This window comes from Streptomyces sp. NPDC031121 (assembly GCF_055570615.1).
Genome location: NZ_JBVIGV010000006.1, coordinates 367,457 through 391,400, shown reverse-complemented (window position 1 = coordinate 391,400; position 23,944 = coordinate 367,457). Strand labels below are relative to the sequence as shown.

Here is a 23,944-nt window from a genome sequence, read left to right as displayed (position 1 = left end):
ATCGGGCGATGCGCCCGCCCTGCTCGCCACGGGTCGTCGCTCTGCGTGAACTACGCTCGCACCCCGAAGGCAGGGAGAGGAGCGGATCCGTGGCGGATTTCGTCGGGCGGCGGCGCGAGCTGAAGGAGCTGCGCGAGGACATCGCGCGCACGGGCCTCGACACCCTCTCCGGCCGCAAGGCCAAGTCCCCGCGCGCCCGGCTCCTGCTCATCGCCGGCCGTCCCGGCTCCGGGCGCACCGCCCTCGCCGAGGCCCTCGTCCGGCGGGTCGCCGCCGACTACCCCGACGGCGTCCTGCGTGTCCGGCTCACCGCCCCCGGCGGCGAGGGCATCACCACCGAACGGGCCCTGCGCATCCTGCTGGAAGGCCTCGGCGAAGCCACACCGCCGGGCGCCTCCGAGGACGAACTCAGCTCCGTCCTGCGGGCCGCACTGGCCGGCAGGCGCGTGATCCTCCTCGTCGACGACGCCGCCGACCCCTACCAGGTCGACGCCCTGCTCCCCGACACCCCCGAGTGCCTGGTCGTGCTGACCGCCGAGGGACCCCTCACCGGAATCCCGGACGTCCGCCCCTGCACCCTGGGCGGGCTGGAGCCCCCGGCTTCCGTCGAGATGCTCTCGGGCCTCATCGGCACCACCCGCATCGCCGCCGACCCGCGGGCCGCCGAGGACCTCGCCGAGGCGTGCGGGGGCCTCCCGGCCGCCCTGGCCATGGTCGGCGGCTGGCTCGCCGCCCGCCCCAAGGCCGCCGTCTCCGACACCGCCAAGCAGCTCCACGACATGCCGGCGGGCGGCTCCGGCGCCCTCGGCCGGGCCTTCCGGCTCGTCTACGAGTCCCTGCCGCAGCCGGCCCAGCGGACCCTCCGGCTGCTGCCGCTCGCGCCCGCCGGGATGGTCGACTCGCACACCGCCTCCGCCCTGGCCGGCTGCTCCGTGGCCGCCGCCCAGGCGCTCCTGGAGGACTTCGCCGGCCTCGGCCTGGTCCGCCACGCCCCCGACGGCCTGTTCCTGCTGCCCGGCTGCCTCGCCCCGCTGCTGCGCAGCCTGCTGGAGGCCAAGGAGCGGCCCGCCGAGGTCCAGCTCGCCCGCGCCCGGATGCTGGAGCGCACCGTCCGCCTGCTGCACTCCTGCGGCGCCATGGCCGGGACGGAGGACGCGGAGGGCGTACGCGAGCAGCTGGACGGGCTGCCGCGCGCCCTGCGCTTCGCCGACCGGCGTGCCGCCGCCACGTGGCTGGAGAGCCGGCTGCCCGCCCTGTCGGCCTCCGCGGTCCTCGCCGTCGCCGACGGCGGCCTCGACACCCTGGCGCGCCGGCTCGTCGCGGGCCTGGTCCGGGCCCTGGCCGAGCACCGGGGCACCGCGGCCGCCGCTCCCGAGCTGTACGGGCTGCACCGGCTGGTCCTCGACGTCGCCGAGCGGCGCAGCCTCTACCGGGAGCAGGCCGCCGCGCTGCTGAACATCGCCGACCTCGACGCCGAGACGGGCCGGACCCGGGAGGCCCTGGAGCGGTACCGGGCCGCGCTGGACGCCGGGCGGGCGGCGAACGACCCGTACGCGACGGGCCGCGCGATGGAATCCGTAGGCGGCGCCTACCAGGAGCTCGCCGACTGGCACCGGGCGGCCGACTGGTTCGGCCGCGCCCTGGCCCAGGCGCTGGCCCGTGGCGAGCGGGCGGACGAGGCCCGGCTGTACGGGCGGCTCGGCAACGCGCACACCCACGCCGGCCGGTACGGGGACGCCCTGCGCAGCTGGCGGGCGGCCGCCGCCGGCTACCGGAAGCTGGGCGATGTCCCCGGCCAGGCAAGGGCGTTGAGCGAGATGGCCCGGATCCAGGAGTACGCCGGACGGCCCGAGGAATCGCTGCACACCTGCCGGGAGGCGGTGGAGCTCGCGCGTCGTGCCGGGGACCTGCGGTTGCAGGCCGCGCTCCAGGTCAGACTGGCCGACACCCTCGACCGGCTGGGTGATCCCGCGGCTGCCCGGCTGCACCGCTCGGCGGCTGACAAGTTGCTGGGAGACGACCCCGCAGCCTGCGAAATCCGCAGTGGTAACGACTGAGATTATTGGTTTGCAAGGCTAGACAGCGCCTCATCCTTCATTAGACTGGCTCCACCACGTCATCTCGTGGTGCATCCCGTTGCGCGCCTTGTGGACGGGTATGTATGGAAGTGCCCCGAAAAATCCCCTGAGCCAAGGACCGTGATCGACGATGAAGGTCGGCATCCCCCGCGAGGTCAAGAACAACGAGTTCCGGGTCGCCATCACGCCTGCCGGCGTGCATGAGCTGGTCCGCAACGGCCACCAGGTCTTCATCGAGCAGAACGCCGGTGTCGGCTCCTCGATCTCGGACGCCGAGTACGTCGCCGCGGGTGCGGAGATCCTCCCCACCGCCGACGAGGTCTGGGCGACCGCCGACCTGCTGCTGAAGGTCAAGGAGCCCATCGCGGAGGAGTACCACCGCCTCCGCAAGGACCAGACCCTCTTCACCTACCTGCACCTGGCGGCCTCCCGCGAGTGCACGGACGCCCTGCTGGAGTCCGGCACCACCGCCATCGCATACGAGACGGTCGAGCTCGCCAACCGCGCGCTGCCGCTCCTCGCCCCGATGTCCGAGGTCGCGGGCCGCCTGGCCCCGCAGGTCGGCGCCTACCACCTGATGCGCTCCGCCGGCGGCCGCGGCGTGCTCCCGGGCGGCGTCCCCGGCACCCACGCCGGCGAGTGCGTCGTCATCGGCGGCGGCGTCTCCGGCTGGAACGCGGTCCAGATCGCGATCGGCATGGGCTTCCACGTGACCCTGCTCGACCGGGACATCAACAAGCTCCGCGAGGCCGACAAGATCTTCGGCACCAAGGTCAAGACGATCGTCTCCAACGCCTACGAGCTGGAGAAGGCCGTCATCGAGGCCGACCTCGTCATCGGCGCGGTGCTGATCCCGGGTGCGAAGGCCCCGAAGCTGGTCACCAACGAGCTGGTCGCCAAGATGAAGCCCGGAAGTGTCCTTGTCGACATTGCGATCGACCAGGGCGGCTGCTTCGAGGACTCCCGTCCGACCACGCACGCCGAGCCGACCTTCCAGGTCCACAACTCGGTCTTCTACTGCGTGGCCAACATGCCGGGCGCCGTCCCGAACACCTCCACCTACGCCCTCACCAACGCCACCCTGCCCTACATCGTGCAGCTCGCGAACCTGGGCTGGGTCGAGGCGCTGCGCCGCGACCCGGCGCTCGCCCTGGGCCTCAACACCCATGAGGGCAAGGTCGTTTACGGTCCGGTCGCCGAGGCCCACGGCCTCGAGTCCGTCGAGATCGGCACGCTGCTCGGCTGAGTCGAACGACCCGTCAACGGCTGACGCCAATGTCGCGTCCCCGGCCGGACCTTGCCCGCAAGGTCCGGCCGGGCGCGTTTGCCGCGTGCGCGCCGGCCGGGCCCAACCCGCCTCAAAGGTAGCCCTTTAACCCATTCGCACACCTGCGAAACTTCACAGTGACGGGTCCGACGCCCTTGACAGAACGGTGTTCGGTTGCCGACACATCGTTGCCGGTCCGGCGGATTGTGTTGCCGCTGGGCGGTGACACGCCATAGAGTCGCCAACCGTCGGCATGGTGCCACGCTGACCTATCGATAAGTGTCCTGGTCACGTCCGAGGAGGTAAGACGACTTGTGAATGAGTCGACATTTACTCCTGGGGGTGGTCGCGCAGGGACGCCCGAGCGGGGCCAGGGCCCGACCGGGCTCGAAGCGGTCGGCTCCGTCGCAGTCCGCACGTTCGCAAACCACCAGCACATGACGACGCCCCAAAAGAGCATGGACGGCCTAGACGTGAACTCCACGGCCGGCGACCACAGCGGCGATGCGCCCATTGGTTTCGCCGACTACGACCAGGTGCCCGAGGGGCACTTCTACGACCCCGACGCGGAATACGAGCCCGACCCCGAGTACGCGGCCACCCTCGCGCCCGACGCTGCCCGCCAGCGCCGCGAGCGGATCGGCCCGACCGGACGTCCGCTGCCGTACTTCCCGATCCCGGGTCCGCTGACCGACCACGGTCCGGCGAAGATCATCGCGATGTGCAACCAGAAGGGCGGCGTCGGCAAGACCACGTCGACCATCAACCTGGGCGCCGCACTCGCCGAGTACGGGCGGCGGGTCCTCCTCGTCGACTTCGACCCGCAGGGCGCGCTGTCCGTGGGCCTCGGCGTGAACCCGATGGAACTCGACCTGACGGTCTACAACCTGCTCATGGAGCGGGGCATGTCGGCCGACGAGGTGCTGCTGAAGACGGCGGTCCCCAACATGGACCTGCTGCCCAGCAACATCGACCTCTCCGCCGCCGAGGTGCAGCTGGTCAGCGAGGTCGCGCGCGAGTCGACGCTCCAGCGGGCGCTGAAGCCGCTGATGAACGACTACGACTACATCGTCATCGACTGCCAGCCCTCCCTCGGCCTGCTGACCGTCAACGCCCTGACGGCGGCCCACAAGGTCATCGTCCCGCTGGAGTGCGAGTTCTTCGCGCTGCGCGGCGTGGCCCTGCTGACCGAGACCATCGAGAAGGTGCAGGAGCGGCTCAACCCGGAGCTGGAGCTCGACGGCATCCTCGCCACGATGTACGACTCCCGCACGGTGCACAGCCGCGAGGTGCTGGCGCGTGTCGTCGAGGCGTTCGACGACCACGTGTACCACACGGTCATCGGCCGCACCGTGCGCTTCCCGGAGACCACGGTCGCCGGCGAGCCGATCACCACGTACGCCTCGAACTCCGTCGGTGCCGCCGCCTACCGCCAGCTGGCCAGGGAGGTGCTCGCCCGGTGTCACGCCGAGTGAGTCTGCCCGGAGCCGACGAACTGTTCCGTACGACCGGGGGGATGGCGCTGCAGTCGTCCTCGCCGAGGCGGGGCGGCGAGGAAGCCGCGGCGGCCCTGCCCGACCACTCGGCGGTGCCGGCCGAGGGTACGGCGGGGGAGGGCCGCGGCCGGGAGGCGGCGGCCGACACGGAGCGCACGGACCCCGTGGTGGGGGCCCCGAGGCGGCCGCAGGAAGGTTCTGCCACCCCGGCGGCGGCCCCCGCGGCGGCGACCCGCCGCGGGAAGGGCACCGGCCGCGGGGCGGGCCGCCGGCCGAGCGGGCGCGAGCGCCACGACGAGAAGATCACGGTCTACGTCTCCGCCGAGGAGCTGATGGACCTGGAGCACGCCCGGCTGGTGCTCCGCGGCGAGCACGGCCTCGCGGTGGACCGCGGACGCATCGTCCGCGAGGCGGTGGCGGTCGTCCTGGCGGACCTGGAGTCCCGCGGCGACGCCAGCATCCTGGTCCGCCGCCTCCGCGGCCGCTGACCCCCGAGGCCGCCGGCCCCTGCGACCGCCCGGCCCCTGCACGGCCCTCCGGCTCCCGCATCCCACCGGGCCGCTGCGCCCGACGCGCCGCCCCGCGGCCTCCGGCCCCGAGGCGACCAGCCTGTGCGGCCCGCCCGGTCCCTGCCTGCCCTGCCCACCGCGGACCACAGGCTTCCCGGTTGCAGCCGCCTGGTCATCCGGCCCTTGGGAGACAACCCCCTTGGCGGGCCACCGGCCTTGGCGGGCCGCGGGCCTCAACGGAATCAGGTCCTCCCTTCCCGCGGGAGTCGGGCCGCGCCGCCCCTGTTCCGCCGCGGGCGGGTCCGGGGGACGTCGCGGTCCCGGTTCGTGGGAGCCTTGTGGCGGGCCGATCGGGCCCGCCCCCGTACCCTTCCTGGACTGCGATGCCCTCTCCCGCCGAAGCCGGCCGCCCGCCCCGCCGGACCCTCGGGCGAGGCCCCGGCGCATCCCCCGCGCCCTCCGCGCCGACGGAGGAGCCGCAGGAGGCCGCCTCACGGCCCGCGCCCGCCGCGCCGACGGAGGAGCCGCAGGAGGCCGCCTCACGGCCCGCGCCCGCCGCGCCGACGCCGGTCCCGGGGGAGCCGCAGGAGCCGGCGTCCCGGCCCGCGGCCGCCGACGCGGCATCTGCTGCCCCGGCAGCCCCACAGGGCCCCTCAGGGGCCGCACGCGGCGCCGCTGCGGCCCTCCGGGCCGACGGCGGATCCTCCGCCGGGGACGGCGTGGGTGCCGAAGGGGGCGACGGGCGGTTCACGTTGCGGCTGGACAACTTCGAGGGGCCCTTCGACCTGCTGCTCCAGCTCATCTCCCGGCACAAGCTCGACGTCACCGAGGTCGCGCTGTCCAAGGTCACCGACGAGTTCATGGCGCACATCCGGGCCATGGGGCCCGACTGGGACCTCGACCAGACCACCGAGTTCCTCGTCGTCGCCGCGACCCTCCTCGACCTCAAGGCCGCGCGCCTCCTGCCCGCCGCCGAGGTGGAGGACGAGGCGGACCTCGCCCTCCTGGAGGCCCGCGACCTGCTCTTCGCGCGGCTGCTCCAGTACCGCGCGTACAAGCGCATCGCCGACATCCTCGGGGACCGCGCCGAGGCGGAGGGCCGCCGCCATCCGCGCACCGTCGGCCTGGAGGACCACCACGCGGCGCTCCTGCCGGAGGTCGTCCTCGGCATCGGCGCCGAGGGGTTCGCCCGCCTCGCCGCCAAGGCCATGCAGCCCCGCGCCGAGCCCCAGGTCTACGTGGACCACATCCACGCCCCCCTGGTCAGCGTCCGGGAGCAGGCCGCCGTCCTCGTGGCAGCTCTCCGGGACCGCGGGGCGGCCACCTTCGAGGAGCTCACGCAGGACACGGAGGACACCCTCACGGTCGTCGCCCGGTTCCTGGCCCTGCTGGAGCTGTACCGGGAGAAGGCGGTGGCCCTGGAGCAGGAGGAGGCCCTGCGCACGCTGACCGTCCGGTGGACGGGCGGCGACGCCGGCGCGATGCCCGCCGTGACCGACGAGTTCGACCGGATCGCCGAGGCCGGGGAATGAAGGAGCGAACGACATGGAACGACCCGGACCCGCCGAGGACGCCCTCCCGGGAGAAGCCGGCCCGCTCGGAGACGACCCGTACGGGGACGCCGGCGACGGCCCGGCCGGCCTGCCGCTGAAGCCCGCCCTGGAGGCCGTCCTCATGGTCGTGGACGAGCCCGCCACCGAGGCCCACCTCGCGAAGGTCCTCGACCGCACCCCGCGGGAGATCGCCGCCGCCCTGCGCGAGCTGGCGGACGAGTACGCCGTCCAGCAGCGCGGCTTCGAGCTGCGGCTCGTCGCCGGGGGCTGGCGCTTCTACACGCGCCCCCGCTACGCGGCCGCAGTCGAGCGCTTCGTCCTGGACGGCCGGCAGGCCCGCCTCACCCAGGCCGCCCTGGAGACCCTCGCCGTGGTCGCCTACCGCCAGCCGGTCAGCCGCTCCCGCGTCTCCGCGGTGCGCGGGGTGAACTGCGACGGGGTCATGCGCACCCTCCTCCAGCGCGGTCTGGTCGCCGAGGCGGGCACGGAACCCGAAACAGGTGCGATCCTGTACAGGACGACGAACTACTTTCTGGAGCGGATGGGCCTTCGAGGCCTGGACGAGCTCCCGGAGCTGGCGCCCTTCCTCCCCGAGGCGGAGGCGATCGAAGCCGAGACGCAGGAAGGCGTTCCGTCGTTCGATCCGGACGCACCGGACACCGAAGAAGACGACAAGACGACGGAACTTTGATGCGAAGCAGCGGCAACGGCAACGGCGGCAACCGGAACACGGGCGGCGGCAGCGGCAGGGGCGGAGACGGACGCGGGCGCGGCAACCCCCGCGGCGCCGGCGGCGCGCGCGACGAGCGGGCGGGCGGCGCGCCGCAGCGCCCGCGCCGCCCGCGCCCGGAGGAGCGCCGCTACGACGTCGGCCCCGAGGGCGAGCGCACCCGCGGCTCCCGCGGTGCGGACGCCCGCGGCGGCGCCAAGGGCAGCCCGAAGAAGCCGGGCCGCCCCCAGAGCGGCGGACGAGGCGGCCAGGGCGGCGGCGCGCGGCGCGGCGAGGCGGGCTTCGGCAGCCCGTCGCGGCCGCGCGAGTTCGACGCCCGGATCGAGGAGCGCGTACGCGACCGGTACGCGGACAAGCCGGTGATCCGCACCCCGAAGACCTTCCCGGGCGCCGAGCAGGAGGGCGAGCGGCTCCAGAAGGTGCTCGCGCGGGCGGGCATGGGCTCGCGCCGGGCGTGCGAGGAGCTGATCGAGCAGGCCCGGGTCGAGGTCAACGGCGAGATCGTCACCGAGCAGGGCAAGCGCGTCCAGCCCAAGGACGAGATCAAGGTCGACGGCCTGACCGTGGCGACCCAGTCGTACCTGTTCTTCGCGCTGAACAAGCCGGTCGGCGTCGTCTCCACCATGGAGGACCCGGACGGCCGGCAGTGCCTCGGCGACTACGTCACCAACCGCGAGACCCGCCTCTTCCACGTCGGCCGGCTCGACACCGAGACCGAGGGCGTCATCCTGCTCACCAACCACGGCGAGCTGGCGCACCGCCTGACGCACCCCAAGTACGGGGTGAAGAAGACCTACGTCGCCGCCATCACCGGCCCGCTGCCGCGCGACATCGGCAAGCGGCTCAAGGACGGCATCGAGCTGGAGGACGGCTGGGCGCGCGCGGACCACTTCCGCGTGATCGACCAGGTCGGCAAGAACTACCTGGTGGAGGTCACCCTCCACGAGGGCCGCAAGCACATCGTGCGCCGGATGCTCGCCGAGGCCGGCTTCCCGGTCGAGAAGCTCGTCCGCACCGCCTTCGGCCCGATCGAGCTCGGCGACCAGAAGTCCGGCTGGCTGCGCCGCCTGACCAACACCGAGGTCGGCATGCTGATGCGCGAGGTCGGCCTGTAGGACGGCCGCGGCCGGTCCGCTCCCGCATCCGAAGCCCGCAGTGCCCCACACGGCACTGCGGGCTTTCTGCTTGCCCGGCGCAGCCCTCCCTGTTTATAGTCAGATCGACCATTAAAGGCCCGGGCGCTTCACCGGCCCGTCACGGAAAGGCGCTGACCGCCATGCCGGACTACGACCCGCGCGCCTTCGCGCCCTTCGCGGTCACGGTCGACCTCGCCGTCTTCACCGTCCGCGCCGGCGCCCTCCACGTCCTGCTGGTCCGGCGCGGCCAGGACCCGTACGCGGGCGCCTGGGCGCTGCCCGGCGGCTTCGTCCTGCCCCGCGAGTCCGCAGAGGAGGCGGCCCGCCGCGAACTCGCCGAGGAGACCGGGCTGCCCGAGCCGGTCGTCGCCGCGCTCCACCTGGAGCAGCTGCGCACGTACAGCGAACCGGACCGCGACCCCCGGATGCGGGTGGTGTCGGTCGCCTTCACCGCGCTCGTCCCCGACATGCCCGAGCCGGCCGCGGAAGGCGGCGGCGACGCGGACCGCGCCCGGTGGGCTTCGGTGGGGGAGGCCGGCCCGCTCGCCTTCGACCACGCGGCGATCCTCGCCGACGCCCGGTCCCGCATCGGCGCCAAGCTGGAGTACACCTGCCTGGCCACCGCCTTCTGCCCGCCCGAGTTCACCCTCGGCGAGCTCCAGGCGGTCTACGAGACGGTCTGGGACACCGCCCTGGACCGGCCCAACTTCCGCCGCAAGGTCCTCGCCACCCCCGGCTTCGTCGAAGCCGTGCCCGGAGCCGCCCGGCTCACCGGCGGCCGCGGCAAACCGGCCGCCCTCTACCGGGCCGGCCCCGCCACCGCCCTGCACCCCCCGCTGCTCCGCCCCACGCCCACGCCCCCGGAAGGAACCCCGACGACATGACGACGACGGCGACGAAGCGCGCGGCGGCCGGATCCCTGTTCGGCCTGGCCCTCGGCGACGCCCTGGGCTTCCCCACCGAGTTCAACGACGTCCCGGCGATCCTCGCGAAGACCGGCCCCTGGCGGCAGATGCGGCTGCCCCGCCCGGCGATCGTCACGGACGACACCCAGATGACCCTCGCCCTCGCCCGCGGCATGCGCACCGCGGCCGACCGAGGCCCGCTGACCCCGGAGGGGCTCGCCGGTCCCGTCCGCGACGAGTTCACGGCCTGGTACCGGTCCCCGGAGAACAACCGCGCCCCCGGCAACACCTGCCTGCGGGCGTGCAGCCTCCTCACCGACCCCGGGCGGGACTGGCGCGACGCCAGCCAGACCGGCTCCAAGGGCTGCGGCGCGAACATGCGCGTGGCACCGATCGGGCTCGTCCCCGGCTGGACGGAGGAGGAGCGGGCCGGCGCCGCCCAGCTCCAGTCGGCCCTCACCCACGGCCACCCCACCGCCCTCGCCGCCTCGGACCTGACGGCCCGCGCGGTGTGGCTGCTCGCCCAGGGCGCCGAGGTCACCGGGCTCGTCGGGCTGCTGCGCTCGTACGCCCTCGACAACCGCACCCGCTACCACGAGCGCTGGCTCGGCGGCCTCTGGATGCGCACCGGCTGCGACGCGAGCCCCCGGTCCTTCATCGCCCGCGGCTGGGACGACTGCCTGGCCGCCCTGGACCGACTGGCGGCGGCCCTGAGGACCCCGTCCCCGGAGACGGACCCCTGCCTGACCACCGGCGAGGGCTGGATCGCGGAGGAGGCCCTCGCCACGGCGCTCCAGTGCTTCCTGCTCTTCCCGGACGAACCCCTGACGGCCCTGCGCCGCGCCGCCTGCACGTCCGGCGACTCGGACTCCCTGGCCTGCCTGACCGGCGCCTTCGCAGGCGCCCACCTGGGTGCGGCCGCCTGGCCGGAGGACTGGACGACCCGCATCGAATACCGCGAGGACCTCGACACCTTCGCCACCCTCTGGGACGCCTGAGCCCTACGCCGCCCCGGCGCTCCTGCGGCGGGCGCGGTGGAGGAAGGACTCCACCGCTGCCCGGTCCGGCGCGTCCGGGATCGGGGAGCGGGGGAGGGCCGCGTCCGATTCGTCCGCAAGGCGGGAGGCCCAGGCGTCGATCTCCGACCAGGACAGCTCGCCCCGCCTCACCGCCAGCAGGCGGTCCCGGTACGGGGTCGCGTCGATGTCCAGGCGGCCCGTGCGGAGCATGTCGCGGCAGGACAGCAGCAGCCGCAGCAGGTGCATCGCGTGCTTCCAGCGCGGGGCGCCGTGGAGCCGCACGTCGGCCAGGAGCCTGCCGTGCTGGGCCTTCGCGTAGCGGGTGAACGAGGTGTGCACCCGCCGGGAGAGGAACGCCCCGCGGAGCGTGAGGAGTTCCTCTCCGACCGGGGTCAGCCGCTCGACCAGCGGCGAGTGCAGGCACTCCAGGATGTTCGGGTTGCTGCGCAGCGCGAGTTCGCAGAAGCGCTCCAGCTCCCAGGAGAACTCCTCCTCCCGGGGTCCCTCCACGTGCGTCGGCGGCTTCTCGAAGCGCCAGAACAGCGGGGTCGGGGCCAGGTAGACGCCCCGCCGGTCGGTGTCGCTCGACCCGGTCGCCAGGCCGAACGCCCGCGAGCCCATGACGCACGCGTAGACCGTGTGGTCGCGCACCAGGGCGTGGTCGCCGGACGCGGCGGTCGCGCCCGCAGGAGTGGTCTGCTCGGTCATTCCCGGAGGGTAGGCGCGGGGGCGGGCGCCGGTCGACGGGATTTGCCCCGCCCCCCGCGGCGCCCCCACTACGCGAGGGACACCCGGCCACCCGAGACCGTGATCTCCGCCTCCGGGAGGGGGCGGGTCGCCGGGCCCTTCGCGACCGCCCCGTCCGCGAGGGAGAACCGGCTGCCGTGGCAGGGGCAGTCGATGGTGCCTGCGGCCACCTTGTTCACCAGGCAGCCCTGGTGCGTGCACACCGCCGAGAAGCACTTGAACGTCCCCGCCACCGGCTGGGTCACCACCAGCTTCCGGTCCTTGAGCACCGTGCCGCCGCCCACCGGCACCTCCGACGTCTTCACGAGCGCCGTCCCGGCGCTCTCGCTCGGGGCCGCCGCCTGCGGGCCGGACGTGCCGGGCGGCGCGCTCTCCGGGGTGCGCGCGGGCTCCTCCCCACCGCAGCCGGCCAGCGTGCCGCCGGCCAGGGCGGCGGCTCCCGCCGCCAGGGCGGTGCGTCGGGTGGTGGGCGCGGGATCGCTCATGGGCTCCTCCTCGTACGGGCCTGGACCGGCGAAGAGCATCCTGGCGCGCGCCGGCGCCCGTGCGGTGCTCCGCCGCGCCGCCCGTCAGGCACCCGGCTCCCACGGGGCGAGCTCCGGCGCGGCACCGGGCCGGAGGACGACCTCCCAGACGCGGACCACCGCCGCCCGGTCCAGCGGCCCGTGCACGTGCGGGTAGCGGCCGCCCGATTCACCCTCCCGGCGGACCTCCGAGGTCAGGGCGCGCTCGTCGAGCTCCACCGCCAGCACCGGGCCCTCCACCTCCCGGTAGTGCCGGTCGGCGATCTCCAGGGCGGTGGGGCGGTCGGCGGAGCAGTGCACGAAGCCGTCCGCGTCCAGCGAGGGCGGGGCGTACGGGAGCTCGGGCGCGGCGGACCAGTCGGCGAGCGGGACGATGTGGAAGATCATGCCGACGTTCTACCCCGGCCCCCGCCGCTGGCTACCCTGGCCCGGAGTGACCCGCCGCAACACCACCCCACCCTGGAGCGCCCCGTGAGAACCGCCGTCGTCATCGGAACCGGCCTGATCGGAACCTCGGCGGCCCTCGCCCTCGCCGCCCGCGGGGTCCGCGTCCACCTCGCCGACCACGACCCCGACACGGCCCGCACGGCCGCCTCCCTCGGCGCCGGCACCGACGAGCCGCCCGTCGGGAAGGTCGACCTCGCGATCGTCGCCGTACCGCCCGCCCACGTCGCGGCGACCCTCGCCGACGCCATCGGGCGCGGCGTGGCCCGCGCGTACGTGGACGTCGCCAGCGTCAAGGGCGGCCCGCGCCGGGAGCTCGCCGCGCTCGGCGCGGACACCAGCGCGTACATCGGCACCCACCCCATGGCCGGCAAGGAGCGGTCCGGGCCGCTCGCCGCCACCGCCGACCTCTTCGAGGGCCGCCCCTGGGTGCTCACGCCCACCCGGGAGACCGACCACGAGGTGCTCAACCTCGCCCTGGAACTCGTCGCCCTGTGCAACGCCGTCCCCGTCGTCATGGACGCCGACGCCCACGACCGGGCGGTCGCGCTCGTCTCGCACACCCCGCAGCTGGTGTCGAGCATGGTCGCCGCCCGCCTGGAGGAGGCCGACGAGACCGCCGTGCGGCTCTGCGGCCAGGGCATCCGCGACGTCACCCGCATCGCCGCCTCCGACCCCCGCATGTGGGTGGAGATCCTCTCCGCCAACCCCGGCCCCGTCGCCGAGGTCCTCGCCGGCATCGCCGCCGACCTCCGGGCCACCGTCGACGCCCTGCACGCCCTGGAGTCCGCCGACGTGGACAAGCGGCGCGGCGGCGCCGGCGGCATCGAGGACGTGCTGCGCCGCGGCAACGCCGGCCGCGAGCGGGTCCCCGGCAAGCACGGCGCCGCCCCGATGGCGTACGAGACCGTCGCCGTCCTGATCAGCGACCAGCCGGGCGAGCTCGCCCGGATCTTCGCCGACGCCGGCCGGGCCGGGGTCAACATCGAGGACGTGCGCATCGAGCACGCCACCGGCCAGCAGGCGGGCCTCGTCCAGCTCATGGTCGACCCGAGCGCCGCCGCCGCCCTCACCGCGGAGCTGCGGGACCGCGGCTGGGCCCTGCGCCGCCCGTAACGGCCGTCACCGCCCGCCGGGGCGGCCGGGCCCGCAGCCGCCCGGCAGCCCCGGCGGCCCCCGCGGCGGCATCCGGGCAGCGCCCGTTCCGGGGCCCGGTAACCTTGGGGAGGGGCGCTTTGGCGCGCCCTGACACGCACGCGCAACCAGGAAGGTGCCCGCACCGTGGAAACCGCAGCTCCGTCCGCCGTGATCGTCGCCATCGACGGTCCCTCCGGCACGGGCAAGTCCAGCACCTCCAAGGCCGTGGCCGCCAAGCTCGGGCTGCGCTACCTGGACACCGGTGCCCAGTACCGGGCCATCACCTGGTGGATGATCACCAACGGCATCGACACCGGCGACGCGGACGCCGTCGCCCTGGCCGCCGGCAAGCCGGCGATCGTCTCGGGTACCGACCCGTCCGCGCCGACGATCACCGTGGACGGCGTGGACGCCTCCGGCCCGATCCGCACCCGCGAGGTCACCTCGAAGGTCAGCGCGGTCAGCGCCGTCCCCGAGGTCCGCGCGCTGATCACCGACCTCCAGCGCAGCATCGCCGCCGAGGCCGAGGGCGGCATCGTCGTCGAGGGCCGCGACATCGGCACCACCGTCCTGCCCGACGCCGACCTGAAGGTGTTCCTCACCGCCTCCGCCGAGGCCCGCGCCGCCCGCCGCAGCGGCGAACTGCGCGGCAAGGACGCCGCCGACGTCGCGGCCACCAAGGAAGCCCTGATCAAGCGGGACGCCGCCGACTCCGGCCGCAAGACGTCGCCGCTCGCGAAGGCCGGCGACGCCGTCGAGGTCGACACCACGGAGCTGACCCTGGAGCAGGTCGTCGAGTGCGTCGTGACCCTGGTCGAGGAGAAGAGGGCGGGCCGCAAGTGACCCGGACGCCCTCCCCGAAGGGTGCGGCGGTCGGCCGGCGGATCGGCGTCGGGCTCATGTACGGGCTGTGGAAGCCGCGCGTACTGGGGGCCTGGCGGGTGCCCGCCTCCGGTCCCGTCATCCTCGCCGTGAACCACGCCCACAACATCGACGGGCCCATGGTCATGGGCACCGCGCCGCGCCCGCTGCACTTCCTCGTCAAGAAGGAGGCGTACGTCGGCCCCCTCGGGACCTTCCTGGAGGGCATCGGACAGGTCCCCGTCGACCGCCGGGGCACCGACCGCACCGCCATCACCAAGGCCCTCGCCGTACTCGACAACGGCGGCGCACTCGGCATCTTCCCCGAGGGCACCCGGGGCGAGGGCGACTTCGCCTCGCTGCGCGGAGGCCTGGCCTACTTCGCCGTCCGCAGCGGCGCACCGGTCGTCCCGGTGGCCGTCCTCGGCAGCACCGACCGCCGGGGCCGGCTGATACGCGGCCTGCCCCCGTTCAAGAGCCGGGTCGACATCGTCTTCGGCTCCCCCTTCGACGCGGGCGACGGCACCGGCCGCCGCACCCGCACCGCCCTGGACGAGGCCACCGTGCGCATCCAGAGCAGGCTCACCGCCCACCTCGCGGACGCCAGGCGCCTGACCGGGCGCTGAGCGCCGGGCGCCCGGACGGGCGCTGAGCGAGACTTGACCCAGTAGTGGCGTCCGGCGCGGTACCCCGCACGGCCGCCACCGACCACCACGAACGACGAGGAACGGACTTCATGAACGACCAGCACGACCACGGAGCGCTCGGCGACGCCGAGTACGCGGAGTTCATGGAGCTCGCCGCGGAGGAAGGCTTCGACCCCGAAGAGGTCGAGGGCGCGATCGAGGAGGCGGGCCACGGCCCGCTGCCCGTCCTCGCCGTCGTCGGCCGGCCCAACGTCGGCAAGTCGACCCTGGTGAACCGCATCATCGGCCGCCGCGAGGCCGTCGTCGAGGACAAGCCCGGCGTCACCCGCGACCGCGTCACCTACGAGGCCGAGTGGGCGGGCCGGCGCTTCAAGGTCGTCGACACCGGCGGCTGGGAGCAGGACGTCCTCGGCATCGACGCGTCCGTCGCCGCGCAGGCCGAGTACGCCATCGAGACCGCCGACGCCGTCGTCTTCGTCGTCGACTCCAAGGTCGGCGCCACCGACAGCGACGAGGCCGTCGTCAAGCTGCTGCGCCGCGCCGGCAAGCCCGTCGTGCTGTGCGCCAACAAGGTCGACGGCCAGAGCGGCGAGGCCGACGCGGCGATGCTGTGGTCCCTCGGCCTGGGCATGCCCTACCCGGTGTCCTCGCTGCACGGCCGCGGCACCGGCGACCTCCTCGACGCCGTCCTGGAGGCGCTGCCCGAGGCCCCGGCGCAGTCCTTCGGCGGCGGGCAGATCGGCGGGCCGCGCCGCATCGCGCTCATCGGCCGCCCCAACGTCGGCAAGTCCTCCCTGCTGAACAAGGTCGCCCGGGAGGAGCGGGTCGTCGTCAACGAGCTGGCCGGCACCACCCGCGACCCGGTCGACGAGCTCATCGAACTCGGCGGCGTCACCTGGAAGTTCGTCGACACCGCCGGCATCCGCAAGCGTGTCCACCTCCAGCAGGGCGCCGACTACTACGCCTCGCTGCGCACGGCCGCCGCCGTCGAGAAGGCGGAGGTCGCGGTCATCCTGATCGACGCCACCGAGAACATCAGCGTCCAGGACCAGCGCATCATCACCATGGCCGTCGACGCCGGCCGCGCCGTCGTCGTCGCCTACAACAAGTGGGACGAGCTCGACGAGGAGCGCCGCTACTACCTCGAGCGCGAGATCGAGACCGAGATGCAGCAGGTCGCCTGGGCGCCCCGGGTCAACGTCTCGGCGAAGACCGGCCGCCACATGGAGAAGCTGGTCCCCGCGATCGAGGCCGCGCTGGCCGGCTGGGAGACCCGCGTCCCGACGGGCCGGCTCAACGCCTTCCTCGGCGAGCTCGTCGCCGCGCACCCGCACCCGATCCGCGGCGGCAAGCAGCCCCGCATCCTGTTCGGCACCCAGGCGGGCAGCAAGCCCCCGCGGTTCGTCCTCTTCGCGTCCGGCTTCCTGGAGCACGGCTACCGCCGCTTCATCGAGCGCCGTCTGCGCGAGGAGTTCGGCTTCGAGGGCACCCCGATCCACATCTCGGTGCGGGTGCGGGAGAAGCGCGGCGGCCAGCACAAGAAGAAGTAGCGCCGCCGGGGGTCAGTAGCCCCGGCGCGGAGCGGGCGGCAGGGCCGCCGGGAGGTGCTGCATCCCGGTCTGGTGCTGCCGCCCGCCGGCGTACGCGTACGAGGGCTGCGGCGGGGCCGGCGCGGGCGCGTACGGCGGCTGCCACGGCTCCGGCTGCCAGCCGGAGCCGCTCCAGCCGGCGCCGTACCCGCCGGTGCCGGCGGTGTAGGAGCCGTCGTACGAGAACCCCGTGAAGGCGAGGTCCTCCTCGCCGCTGCGGTCGCCCGGCAGCGCCCGGAAGGCCCGCAGGTACTCCGCGCACAGCATGTCGTAGATGGGGGTGTGCGAGGCGGCCGGAGCGCCGTCCCGGTCCTGTACGGGGCGCATCCGGGAGATGCTGCTGGAAGGGGCAGAGGCGCGGGAGGGGTCGTATGAATGCACGTATCAGCCAACGACCCCGGGGCGCTGCGGATGCGGGCGGACGGGCAGGAAACGCAGATCGCCGGGGGTGTGCGGGCGGCCCGCACACCCCCGGCGACATGCGCTGCCCCGCCCCTCGTGAGGGGCGGGACGGGCGCTCCGGGCCCGCTTCCCGTCAGGCGCCCGGGGTGCCCGCCAGCGGCATCGAGGCGGCCACCAGCTTGCCGGCCGCGGCGGCCTTGTCGAGTGCGTCCCGCAGGAGGTCCTCCCGCGGCTGCTGGCCGATGGAGCCGACGGGCGCCGCGTAGACGAGGACGCGCTGGGACTTGTTGACGGCGGTCCGCCAGCCCTCGGTCACCGACAGGGCCTGGTGCGCCTGCCACCAGGCGACCGGGCCGGAGCCGTCGGTGCCCGGCTGGAGCACGGCGTGCAGCTGGCCCGCGGCGAGCAGCACCGACCAGCCGGCCAGCGGGGTGGGCAGCTCGGAGGTGTCGGTGACCGGGATGAAGCCCTGCTCGATGAGGAGCGGCAGGAAGTCGTCGCCCGGGCCGGTGGTGCCGGGGCGGGCGATGGGCGCGGTCGGCTCGACCACGAGGGCCGGGTGCAGCTCGCCGCCGATCAGGACGAGGCCGCTGGTGATGCCGAGGACGGCCTGGCCGCCGGGCACGCTCTGCGGGACGGCTCCGGCGGGGGCGGGGGCGGGGGCCTCGGGGGCGGGGGTGTCGCCGGTGATGCTGCGGACGGCGCCCTGGAGCTGCTCCTCGGAGACCGACACGACCTGGGAGGGGATGCAGCCGGCGTGCGCGAAGGCGAGGACGGCGGTCTCGTCGCCGACGAACAGGACGGTGCTCGTGGGGTCGGTCTCGGGGTCCCCGGGGGTGCGGCAGGAGGTGCAGTCGTAGCTGCGCGGTGCGTCGTCGCCGGTGAGCAGCCTCTCGGCTTCTTCGTCACCGATCTCGGCACGTACCTCATCACTGACGTCGAGCATGCGGGGCACGGGGTGGCTCCTCGGGCTAGGCGAGCGGGGGCCGGGCGGTTCCCGGCCTGCCGGGATCAACGGCGGATCGGTGGCCCGAGTCACGCCGTTTGAGGGAACGGAATCGAACCCGGCGGCCAGAGGAGTGAACGGTCGACCAGGGCTTCGGATCGATGCCAACCGGTGCCTGTTCGTGTCCTGTTGCTGTCCGGTCGTGGGCGTTTCCGGGTAAGGGGGCGCGTCCGCCGACCGGGTGGGGTATCGCGCGGGCCGCGTGGCGCGGGCGGACGGCGGCTCCGGGCTGCGTACCGTGACCCGGTGCCCGACCCCCGGATCCGGCCGGCCGCCGCGGCGGCCGCGGCCGCCGCCGCGCTGGCTCTCGTCCTCGTACTCCCCCCGGGAGCCGGCGCGGCCCCTCCTCCGCCGGCGCCCGGGCCCGCGGCCGCTGCGTACCCCGGCTCGCCGGGGACCGCCGGCAGCGGGCCGGGCGACTGCGGGCCGGGCGGGGAGTGGCCCTGGGACTGCGTGGCCGACTGCGAGAGCAGCGGGCGGTGGGCCGTCGACACCGGCAACGGCTTCTACGGCGGTCTCCAGTTCCGGCAGTCGACCTGGGAGGAGTACGGGGGCCTGGCCCACGCGCCGCGGGCGGACCTGGCGACGCGGGAGCAGCAGATCGCGGTGGCCGAGGAGGTCCTCGCCGAGCAGGGCTGGGAGGCCTGGCCGGTGTGCGCGCGGCGGTACGGGCTGGCCGGCCGGATGCACGTGGTGCGGGCCGGGGACACGCTGGCGGGGATCGCCCGCGAACGGCGCGTCGTCGGCGGGGCGCAGGCGCTGTACGAGGCCAACCGGCCGCTGATCGGACCGCGTCCGGACGTGCTCGCCGTCGGCCTCCTGCTGGTCCTCCCGCCGCCGCGGCCCGCGCCGTCGGCCCCGGCGGAGCAGCCCCCTCCGGCCGTCCCGGGCGGCCCGGGAGCGAGTTCCGAAGCGGCGGACGAACAGAGTCCGCAGACGGCGGCGGACGGGTCCGGCGCAACCGCTCCGGCAGGGAGGGCCTAAGCGAACCGGAACGCCCCGGCGGTGCGCCGCAGACCGCCGCGCACAATACCGCCGCCGAATTCCCGGGCGCTCGAACGGAATGCGAAAGCGGGCCTCCCGCGGATGCGTCGGCGCGCCTCATAAACAATGGCGGCGGCCGGTTCGGGGCGGGCTTCGCACGGTCGTCCGGGGAAGTCTGACGCCCCGTAAAACTGTCGACATTCCGTGACACAAGTGTGACCCGGTACGGACGAACGGCCGGGCGCGGTGCTGACGCAGGGGCCCCGGGAACGGCCGAGGCGGGCCGGATGGGCTCCGGCCCGCCTCGCTCCGCGCGGGTTGGGGTGGTGCGTACCGCCCCGCGCGGTCCGTCGTGCCCGGGGTGGCCCGGGCCGGCCCGTCAGCCGCCGCCCGCGGCGGGTCGGGCGGCCGCGCGGGCGGCTCCCGCCCGCTCGGCGTGGGCCGGGCGGCGGGCGCCGGCCGGGCTGCCCGGCAGGCGCTCGGGCCGCACCAGGTGCGGCCGGCCGGACAGGTGCGCGCCCGGCCGGGAGACCGTCGCGTGCCCCGGGGCCGCTGCGGGCGCCGCGCCCTGGGCGGCCGCGCCGGCCGCCTGGGCGGGCACCGCGGCCGGAGCGGCGCCGGCCGGGGCACCCGCCGGCGGCCGCCACTTGCCGCCCGCGGACAGCACCGGGACGAGCGCCGCGGCGACCGGCGCGGGCACGGTCCCGGCCTCCACCCGGCGGCGCATCGCCTCGCGCTTGGCGAACACCCAGGCCTCGACGGCGGCGATCAGCGGCTCGAACCAGGGCAGCGCCAGCATGATCAGCAGCCCCGCGGACCAGCCGAGCAGCACGTCGCTGACCCAGTGCGTGCCGAGGTAGACCGTGGTGGCGCCGACGCTCAGCGAGACCACCGCGGAGACGATGGACAGCACGCGCCGCGTGGTCACGGTCGAGGCCAGGTAGGCGAGGATGCCCCACGTCACGACGGCGTTGGCGGTGTGCCCGGAGGGGAATATGTCGCCGCCGGCGAAGAGTTCGGCCGAGCCGATCGTGGTGGCGTAGTGCGGACCGAGCCGGCCGAGGCCGAGCTTGACGGAGCCCACCGTCACGTTCAGCAGGAGCAGCGCCACGCCGAGCGTGATCAGCGGGCGGAGGGTGTGCTGCCGCCAGGAGCGCCAGCCCAGCCATGCGGCGACCATGACCGCGGTGGGTCCGCGCTGGCCCAGCACGACGAGGTAGTCGAGGAAGGCGTGCAGCTGCGGCCACTGCTCGTAGGGCCGGAAGAACATCACCTGCCAGTCCAGGCGGACGAGCCAGGACGTGGTCAGGACGGCCACCACGATCGCGAGGTAGAACGCGAAGGTCGATCCGAGGAGCACGACGCGATGCCGGCTCATCCGCGGTGTTTGCAGATGAGCCGGCCGCTCGGGTTCCCGGTCGAGTCGGGCGAACACCCGCTCCAGCCGGGTCAGGATTTGGTCGGTACGCACTCAATCGACGTTACCGCGCGATGCTGTGCGGCCCGCTCGAATCACCGGGTTTGTGATGACCATGTGATGTGGAGTTGGTCTCAGGCGGTGCGTAATTCCTGGGATTAAGGCATTAGTTGGTGCATCCGGCTCTTTGGTGCGGCCATTCTTTCGCACCGCTTACACGGTCTTTATCTCTGCCGTTCAATTCCTTTCTGCCGCGTGCGGAGGAACGCGCGCCGCCCCACCCGCCCGGCTCGCGCCGCTACGGCGGCCCCGAGCCGTTCAGCCAGAACGCCCCGTACACCGCCGACGCCAGCGCCACCGCGCCCAGCAGCGCCGCCGCGCGCCGCGGCCGCCACCGGGCCAGCGCGAGGGCCGCCGGCAGCAGCAGCGGGAACGCCGGCAGCAGCAGCCGCGGCTTGGAGCCGAAGTACCCCGACGCCCCCAGGGCCAGCGCGACCACGATCCCCGTGTACACCAGCAGCGGGGCCGGCTGCCGCTGCCGCACGCACAGCGCGTACAGCCACAGCACCAGCAGCACCCCCGCGGCCAGCCCCAGCCCCGCCGCGGCCGGCTGCGCCGCGGCGAACCGGGCGAAGGCCAGCCCCCCGTCGAAGCCGTTGCCCCAGCCCTCCTGCACCCGCAGGTAGCCGAGCAGCCCCTCCCCGGTGTACGCGCCCACCCACAGCACGTACGCCGCCGCACCCGCCGGAGCCAGGGCCGCCCCCGCCGCGATCCGCCACGACCGCTCGCCCCGCCGCCACGCCAGCGCCGCAGCGACCCACACCGCCGCCACGACCGCGGCGCCGACCGGGCGGGTCAGGCCGGCCCCCGCCGCGAGCAGGCCCGCCGCCGGCCACCACCCGCGCAGGACCGCGTACAGCGCCCACGCGGCCAGCGCCGTGAACAGCGCCTCGCTGTACGCCATCGACTGCACGACGCCCACCGGCAGCGCCGCCCACACCGCGACCGCGCACACCCCGACCCGCCGGGCGTCCGCCTCCGGCCACCGCTCCCGGCACACCGCCCCGGCCACCGCGAAGACCGCCCAGGCCGCCGCGAGGCCCGCCACCGCCGACACGGCCAGGCCCGCCGAGCCGTACCCCAGCCCCGTCGCCCCCGACACCAGCCGCTCCAGCCACGGCAGCAGCGGGAAGAACGCCAGGTTCGCGTGCACGTCCCCGTTCGGCAGGACCACCTCGTACCCGTAGCCCTCCGCCGCGATCCGCGCGTACCACAGCGAGTCCCACCGCGCCGACAGCAGCGTGTGCGCACTGCTGCCGACGGCGGCCCCCCACCCGGCAAGGACGGCCGCACCGAGCAGCCGGACCGCCGCGAAGACCGCCAGGGCGGGCGCGGCCCGGCGCAATCCAAGATCTTCCACAGGCATGATTATCCGCAGGGCCCTCCCCCGCCGACCGGCCCAGAACCACGGGCCGTGACGGCGCGTGTACGCAGACGGGGGGCGACCGCGGGAAGGGGGCGGGGCGAGTGGCGCACGCCACAGGGAGGCCGCCGCCGCGATGAGAGCTTGACCACGTGTGGCACCGGCGAACTCGCGTACGCTGACCCTTCACTCGCACGTCGCCGCCGGACCCGCAGGGCGCCGCACCGCACACCGCCGCCGCGGCCCCGCCGAACACGCCGGTCCGCCGGGTGCGAGCGATTCATCTGGGAGGTACATGCATGTCGGGGACCAACGCGGCCGGCGGCAGGATCGCCGACACCGACAGAGGGCCCCTCCGGAACCGGCTGCGGGCCGCCTCCGGCGGAACCAACCGGTGGCTCGTCCTCGCGGTCCTCTGCGTCAGCCTGGTCCTCGTCGCGCTCGACGCGACGATCCTCCACGTCGCCGTCCCCGCCGTGACCGAGGACCTGCGCCCCGGCCCCATCGAACTGCTGTGGATCGTCGACGCCTACCCGCTCGTCTGCGCCGCCCTGCTGATCCTCTTCGGCACCCTCGGCGACCGGATCGGCCGCCGCCGGATACTCCTGCTCGGCTACGCCCTCTTCGGCACCGCCTCGGCCGTCGCCGCCTTCGCCGACCAGGCCCAGGTACTCATCGCCGCCCGCGCCCTCCTCGGCACGGGCGGCGCGATGATCATGCCGGCGACCCTGTCGATCCTGCGGCAGGTCTTCCCCGACCGCCGCGAGCGGGCCCTCGCCATCGGCATCTGGACGGCCGTCGCCGCCATCGGCGCGGCCGGCGGCCCCGTCCTCGGCGGGTTCCTCATCGAGCACTTCTGGTGGGGCTCGGTCTTCCTCATCAACATCCCGCTGATGGCCCTCATCCTCCCGCTCGGACGCTGGCTGCTCCCCGAATCCAAGGGCGCCGCCGACGGGCCGTGGGACGTGCTCGGCGCGCTCATGGCCGCGGGCGGCGTCCTCGGCGTCGTCCTCGGCGTCAAGCAGCTCGGCGCCGAGCGCCGGCTCCTCGACGCCGGATCCCTCGTACCGCTGCTCCTCGGCATCGCCCTGCTCGTCCTCTTCACCCGCCGCCAGAGGCGCCTCGCGCACCCGCTGATCGACATGCGGATGTTCACCCGCGCCGCCTTCTCCACCTCCGTCGGGTGCATCGTCCTCGCCATGCTCGCGCTGGTCGGGCTCGAACTCCTCGCCGTCCAGTACCTCCAGCTCGTCCTGGAGCTCAGCCCGCTCGAAACCGGGCTCCGGCTGCTCCCGCTGACCTTCGCCGCGATGGCCGCGGGCGCCACCGGCTCCTACACGCTGGCCCGGATCGGGCCCCGCACGATGGTCTCGCTCGGCTTCCTGCTGACGGCCTTCGCCGTGCTGCTGCTGACCCTGATGGGCCAGCACGACCGGCCCGTGCTGCTCACCACCGGCTTCGTGCTGCTCGGCTTCGGGCTCCAGACGACGCTGTTCGCCGCGTACGAGTCGATGCTGAGCGAGGCCCCCGCCGAGACCGCGGGCGGGGCGGCCTCCATAGGCGAGACCTCCTACCAGCTCGGCGCCGGCATGGGCATCGCCCTCCTCGGCAGCGTGATGAACGCGGCGTACGCGCCGGGCCTGCTCGACGTGCCCGGGGTGTCGCCGCAGGAGGCGCGGGGCGCCGCCAACTCGCTGGGCGAGGCCTACCAGATCGCCGGTCACCTCGGCGGTGCGGCGGGCGACGCACTGTACGCGGCCGCCCGGCACTCGTTCGTCCACGGGCTCCACATCACGCTGGTGGTCAGCGCCGGACTGCTGCTCGCCGGGGCGCTGATGGCGCTGAAGCTGCCGCGCGCCATGGACTGCGCCGCCGCGGAGGAGCCCGACACCGCGGGCGGCGCCGCGCCCGTCCACCTGCCCGTCCAGGCCGGCCCGGCCGACGCGGAGGACCGCCCCACGGCCAAGGCCGTCTGACCCCCGGGGCCGTCCGCCCGGGTAGGCGGGGGGTGGACCGGCGCCCGCCGCGGCGACAGACTGGCACCGCCAGCTTCACCCCCAGGCCCGCCGG

At 74.7% G+C, this 23,944-nt stretch carries 22 protein-coding genes; 15 read left to right on the top strand and 7 right to left on the bottom strand.

Annotated features, from left to right (window positions below; translation table 11 throughout):
• Nucleotides 1-8: 8 nt before the first annotated feature.
• The 9 genes from ACZ462_RS13975 (at nt 9) to ACZ462_RS13935 (ending at nt 10,672) form a co-directional block, all read left to right on the top strand.
• A complete protein-coding gene (locus ACZ462_RS13975; protein WP_467805996.1) occupies nt 9-2,057 on the top strand; it encodes a tetratricopeptide repeat protein in 2,049 nt (682 codons plus the stop codon).
• A gap of 151 nt (nt 2,058-2,208) precedes the next feature.
• A complete protein-coding gene (gene ald, locus ACZ462_RS13970; protein ID WP_114056970.1) occupies nt 2,209-3,324 on the top strand; it encodes an alanine dehydrogenase in 1,116 nt (371 codons plus the stop codon).
• Nucleotides 3,325-3,659: 335 nt separating this feature from the next.
• Nucleotides 3,660-4,820: a ParA family protein gene (locus ACZ462_RS13965; RefSeq protein WP_467805997.1), complete on the top strand. Its 1,161-nt coding sequence runs from the start codon at nt 3,660-3,662 to the stop codon at nt 4,818-4,820.
• The gene (locus tag ACZ462_RS13960; protein WP_467805998.1) at nt 4,805-5,329 is read left to right on the top strand and encodes a hypothetical protein; all 525 of its coding nucleotides are present in this window, start codon (nt 4,805-4,807) and stop codon (nt 5,327-5,329) included. The genes ACZ462_RS13965 and ACZ462_RS13960 overlap by 16 nt, the downstream gene beginning before the upstream one ends.
• Nucleotides 5,330-5,733: 404 nt before the next feature.
• The gene (locus ACZ462_RS13955; RefSeq protein ID WP_467805999.1) at nt 5,734-6,882 is read left to right on the top strand and encodes a segregation and condensation protein A; all 1,149 of its coding nucleotides are present in this window, start codon (nt 5,734-5,736) and stop codon (nt 6,880-6,882) included.
• A 13-nt stretch (nt 6,883-6,895) separates the two neighbouring features.
• Nucleotides 6,896-7,594 (top strand): SMC-Scp complex subunit ScpB, encoded by a 699-nt coding sequence (gene scpB, locus ACZ462_RS13950; RefSeq protein ID WP_467806000.1) that lies wholly within the window; start codon nt 6,896-6,898, stop codon nt 7,592-7,594.
• Nucleotides 7,594-8,748 carry a pseudouridine synthase gene (locus ACZ462_RS13945; RefSeq protein ID WP_467806001.1) on the top strand — a complete coding sequence of 385 codons (1,155 nt, stop codon included), beginning with the start codon at nt 7,594-7,596 and terminating at the stop codon, nt 8,746-8,748. The genes scpB and ACZ462_RS13945 overlap by 1 nt, the downstream gene beginning before the upstream one ends.
• A 161-nt stretch (nt 8,749-8,909) precedes the next feature.
• Nucleotides 8,910-9,653: an NUDIX hydrolase gene (locus tag ACZ462_RS13940; RefSeq protein WP_467806002.1), complete on the top strand. Its 744-nt coding sequence runs from the start codon at nt 8,910-8,912 to the stop codon at nt 9,651-9,653.
• Nucleotides 9,650-10,672, top strand: coding sequence for an ADP-ribosylglycohydrolase family protein (locus tag ACZ462_RS13935; protein ID WP_467806003.1), 1,023 nt, complete (start codon nt 9,650-9,652; stop codon nt 10,670-10,672). The genes ACZ462_RS13940 and ACZ462_RS13935 overlap by 4 nt, the downstream gene beginning before the upstream one ends.
• Before the next feature lie 3 nt (nt 10,673-10,675).
• Here ACZ462_RS13935 and ACZ462_RS13930 read toward each other — a convergent pair whose 3' ends face one another.
• The 3 genes from ACZ462_RS13930 to ACZ462_RS13920 form a co-directional block, all read right to left on the bottom strand.
• The gene (locus tag ACZ462_RS13930; RefSeq protein WP_467806004.1) at nt 10,676-11,401 is read right to left on the bottom strand and encodes a nucleotidyltransferase domain-containing protein; all 726 of its coding nucleotides are present in this window, start codon (nt 11,399-11,401) and stop codon (nt 10,676-10,678) included.
• A gap of 68 nt (nt 11,402-11,469) precedes the next feature.
• Nucleotides 11,470-11,925 (bottom strand): Rieske (2Fe-2S) protein, encoded by a 456-nt coding sequence (locus ACZ462_RS13925; protein WP_467806006.1) that lies wholly within the window; start codon nt 11,923-11,925, stop codon nt 11,470-11,472.
• Nucleotides 11,926-12,009: 84 nt separating this feature from the next.
• Entirely contained in the window at nt 12,010-12,351 is a 342-nt protein-coding gene (locus tag ACZ462_RS13920) for a DUF952 domain-containing protein (RefSeq protein ID WP_467806007.1), read from the bottom strand.
• An 84-nt stretch (nt 12,352-12,435) separates the two neighbouring features.
• On the opposite strand from ACZ462_RS13920, the gene ACZ462_RS13915 reads away from it, so the two are divergent.
• The 4 genes from ACZ462_RS13915 to der all read left to right on the top strand — a co-directional run bounded on the left by ACZ462_RS13915 (nt 12,436) and on the right by der (nt 16,603).
• Entirely contained in the window at nt 12,436-13,524 is a 1,089-nt protein-coding gene (locus ACZ462_RS13915; RefSeq protein ID WP_467806008.1) for a prephenate dehydrogenase, read from the top strand.
• A gap of 165 nt (nt 13,525-13,689) precedes the next feature.
• Nucleotides 13,690-14,388: a (d)CMP kinase gene (gene cmk / locus ACZ462_RS13910; RefSeq protein ID WP_467806009.1), complete on the top strand. Its 699-nt coding sequence runs from the start codon at nt 13,690-13,692 to the stop codon at nt 14,386-14,388.
• Complete coding sequence (locus tag ACZ462_RS13905) at nt 14,385-15,032, top strand: lysophospholipid acyltransferase family protein (protein WP_467806010.1); 648 nt, start codon at nt 14,385-14,387, stop codon at nt 15,030-15,032. The genes cmk and ACZ462_RS13905 overlap by 4 nt, the downstream gene beginning before the upstream one ends.
• A gap of 110 nt (nt 15,033-15,142) precedes the next feature.
• Nucleotides 15,143-16,603, top strand: a complete 1,461-nt coding sequence (der, locus tag ACZ462_RS13900; protein WP_467806011.1) for a ribosome biogenesis GTPase Der — start codon at nt 15,143-15,145, stop codon at nt 16,601-16,603.
• 12 nt (nt 16,604-16,615) lie between these two features.
• Here the strand turns inward: der and ACZ462_RS13895 are convergent, their stop codons facing one another.
• Both ACZ462_RS13895 and ACZ462_RS13890 read right to left on the bottom strand, forming a co-directional pair.
• A complete protein-coding gene (locus ACZ462_RS13895) occupies nt 16,616-16,969 on the bottom strand; it encodes a hypothetical protein (protein ID WP_467806012.1) in 354 nt (117 codons plus the stop codon).
• A 208-nt stretch (nt 16,970-17,177) separates the two neighbouring features.
• A complete protein-coding gene (locus ACZ462_RS13890) occupies nt 17,178-17,999 on the bottom strand; it encodes a hypothetical protein (protein ID WP_467806014.1) in 822 nt (273 codons plus the stop codon).
• A gap of 297 nt (nt 18,000-18,296) precedes the next feature.
• Here ACZ462_RS13890 and ACZ462_RS13885 point away from each other — a divergent pair, with 297 nt between their 5' ends.
• A complete protein-coding gene (locus ACZ462_RS13885; RefSeq protein WP_467806015.1) occupies nt 18,297-19,034 on the top strand; it encodes a LysM peptidoglycan-binding domain-containing protein in 738 nt (245 codons plus the stop codon).
• 379 nt (nt 19,035-19,413) lie between these two features.
• On the opposite strand, the gene ACZ462_RS13880 is transcribed toward ACZ462_RS13885, so the two are convergent.
• Nucleotides 19,414-20,505: a phosphatase PAP2 family protein gene (locus ACZ462_RS13880; protein ID WP_467806016.1), complete on the bottom strand. Its 1,092-nt coding sequence runs from the start codon at nt 20,503-20,505 to the stop codon at nt 19,414-19,416.
• A gap of 244 nt (nt 20,506-20,749) precedes the next feature.
• Nucleotides 20,750-21,877: a hypothetical protein gene (locus ACZ462_RS13875; protein WP_467806018.1), complete on the bottom strand. Its 1,128-nt coding sequence runs from the start codon at nt 21,875-21,877 to the stop codon at nt 20,750-20,752.
• Between the two features lie 296 nt (nt 21,878-22,173).
• Here ACZ462_RS13875 and ACZ462_RS13870 point away from each other — a divergent pair, with 296 nt between their 5' ends.
• Nucleotides 22,174-23,850, top strand: coding sequence for an MFS transporter (locus ACZ462_RS13870; RefSeq protein ID WP_467806019.1), 1,677 nt, complete (start codon nt 22,174-22,176; stop codon nt 23,848-23,850).
• The last annotated feature ends 94 nt before the right edge of the window (nt 23,851-23,944 follow it).

What these genes read in the sequence shown, in the direction of transcription:
- ACZ462_RS13975 (WP_467805996.1), top strand. Translation starts at nt 9, where the DNA reads ATGCGCCCGCCCTGCTCGCCACGGGTCGTCGCTCTGCGTGAACTACGC.
- ald (WP_114056970.1), top strand. Translation starts at nt 2,209, where the DNA reads ATGAAGGTCGGCATCCCCCGCGAGGTCAAGAACAACGAGTTCCGGGTC.
- ACZ462_RS13955 (WP_467805999.1), top strand. Translation starts at nt 5,734, where the DNA reads ATGCCCTCTCCCGCCGAAGCCGGCCGCCCGCCCCGCCGGACCCTCGGG.
- scpB (WP_467806000.1), top strand. Translation starts at nt 6,896, where the DNA reads ATGGAACGACCCGGACCCGCCGAGGACGCCCTCCCGGGAGAAGCCGGC.
- ACZ462_RS13945 (WP_467806001.1), top strand. Translation starts at nt 7,594, where the DNA reads ATGCGAAGCAGCGGCAACGGCAACGGCGGCAACCGGAACACGGGCGGC.
- ACZ462_RS13940 (WP_467806002.1), top strand. Translation starts at nt 8,910, where the DNA reads ATGCCGGACTACGACCCGCGCGCCTTCGCGCCCTTCGCGGTCACGGTC.
- ACZ462_RS13935 (WP_467806003.1), top strand. Translation starts at nt 9,650, where the DNA reads ATGACGACGACGGCGACGAAGCGCGCGGCGGCCGGATCCCTGTTCGGC.
- ACZ462_RS13930 (WP_467806004.1), bottom strand. Translation starts at nt 11,401, where the DNA reads ATGACCGAGCAGACCACTCCTGCGGGCGCGACCGCCGCGTCCGGCGAC.
- ACZ462_RS13925 (WP_467806006.1), bottom strand. Translation starts at nt 11,925, where the DNA reads ATGAGCGATCCCGCGCCCACCACCCGACGCACCGCCCTGGCGGCGGGA.
- ACZ462_RS13920 (WP_467806007.1), bottom strand. Translation starts at nt 12,351, where the DNA reads ATGATCTTCCACATCGTCCCGCTCGCCGACTGGTCCGCCGCGCCCGAG.
- der (WP_467806011.1), top strand. Translation starts at nt 15,143, where the DNA reads ATGAACGACCAGCACGACCACGGAGCGCTCGGCGACGCCGAGTACGCG.
- ACZ462_RS13895 (WP_467806012.1), bottom strand. Translation starts at nt 16,969, where the DNA reads ATGCGCCCCGTACAGGACCGGGACGGCGCTCCGGCCGCCTCGCACACC.
- ACZ462_RS13875 (WP_467806018.1), bottom strand. Translation starts at nt 21,877, where the DNA reads ATGCCTGTGGAAGATCTTGGATTGCGCCGGGCCGCGCCCGCCCTGGCG.
- ACZ462_RS13870 (WP_467806019.1), top strand. Translation starts at nt 22,174, where the DNA reads ATGTCGGGGACCAACGCGGCCGGCGGCAGGATCGCCGACACCGACAGA.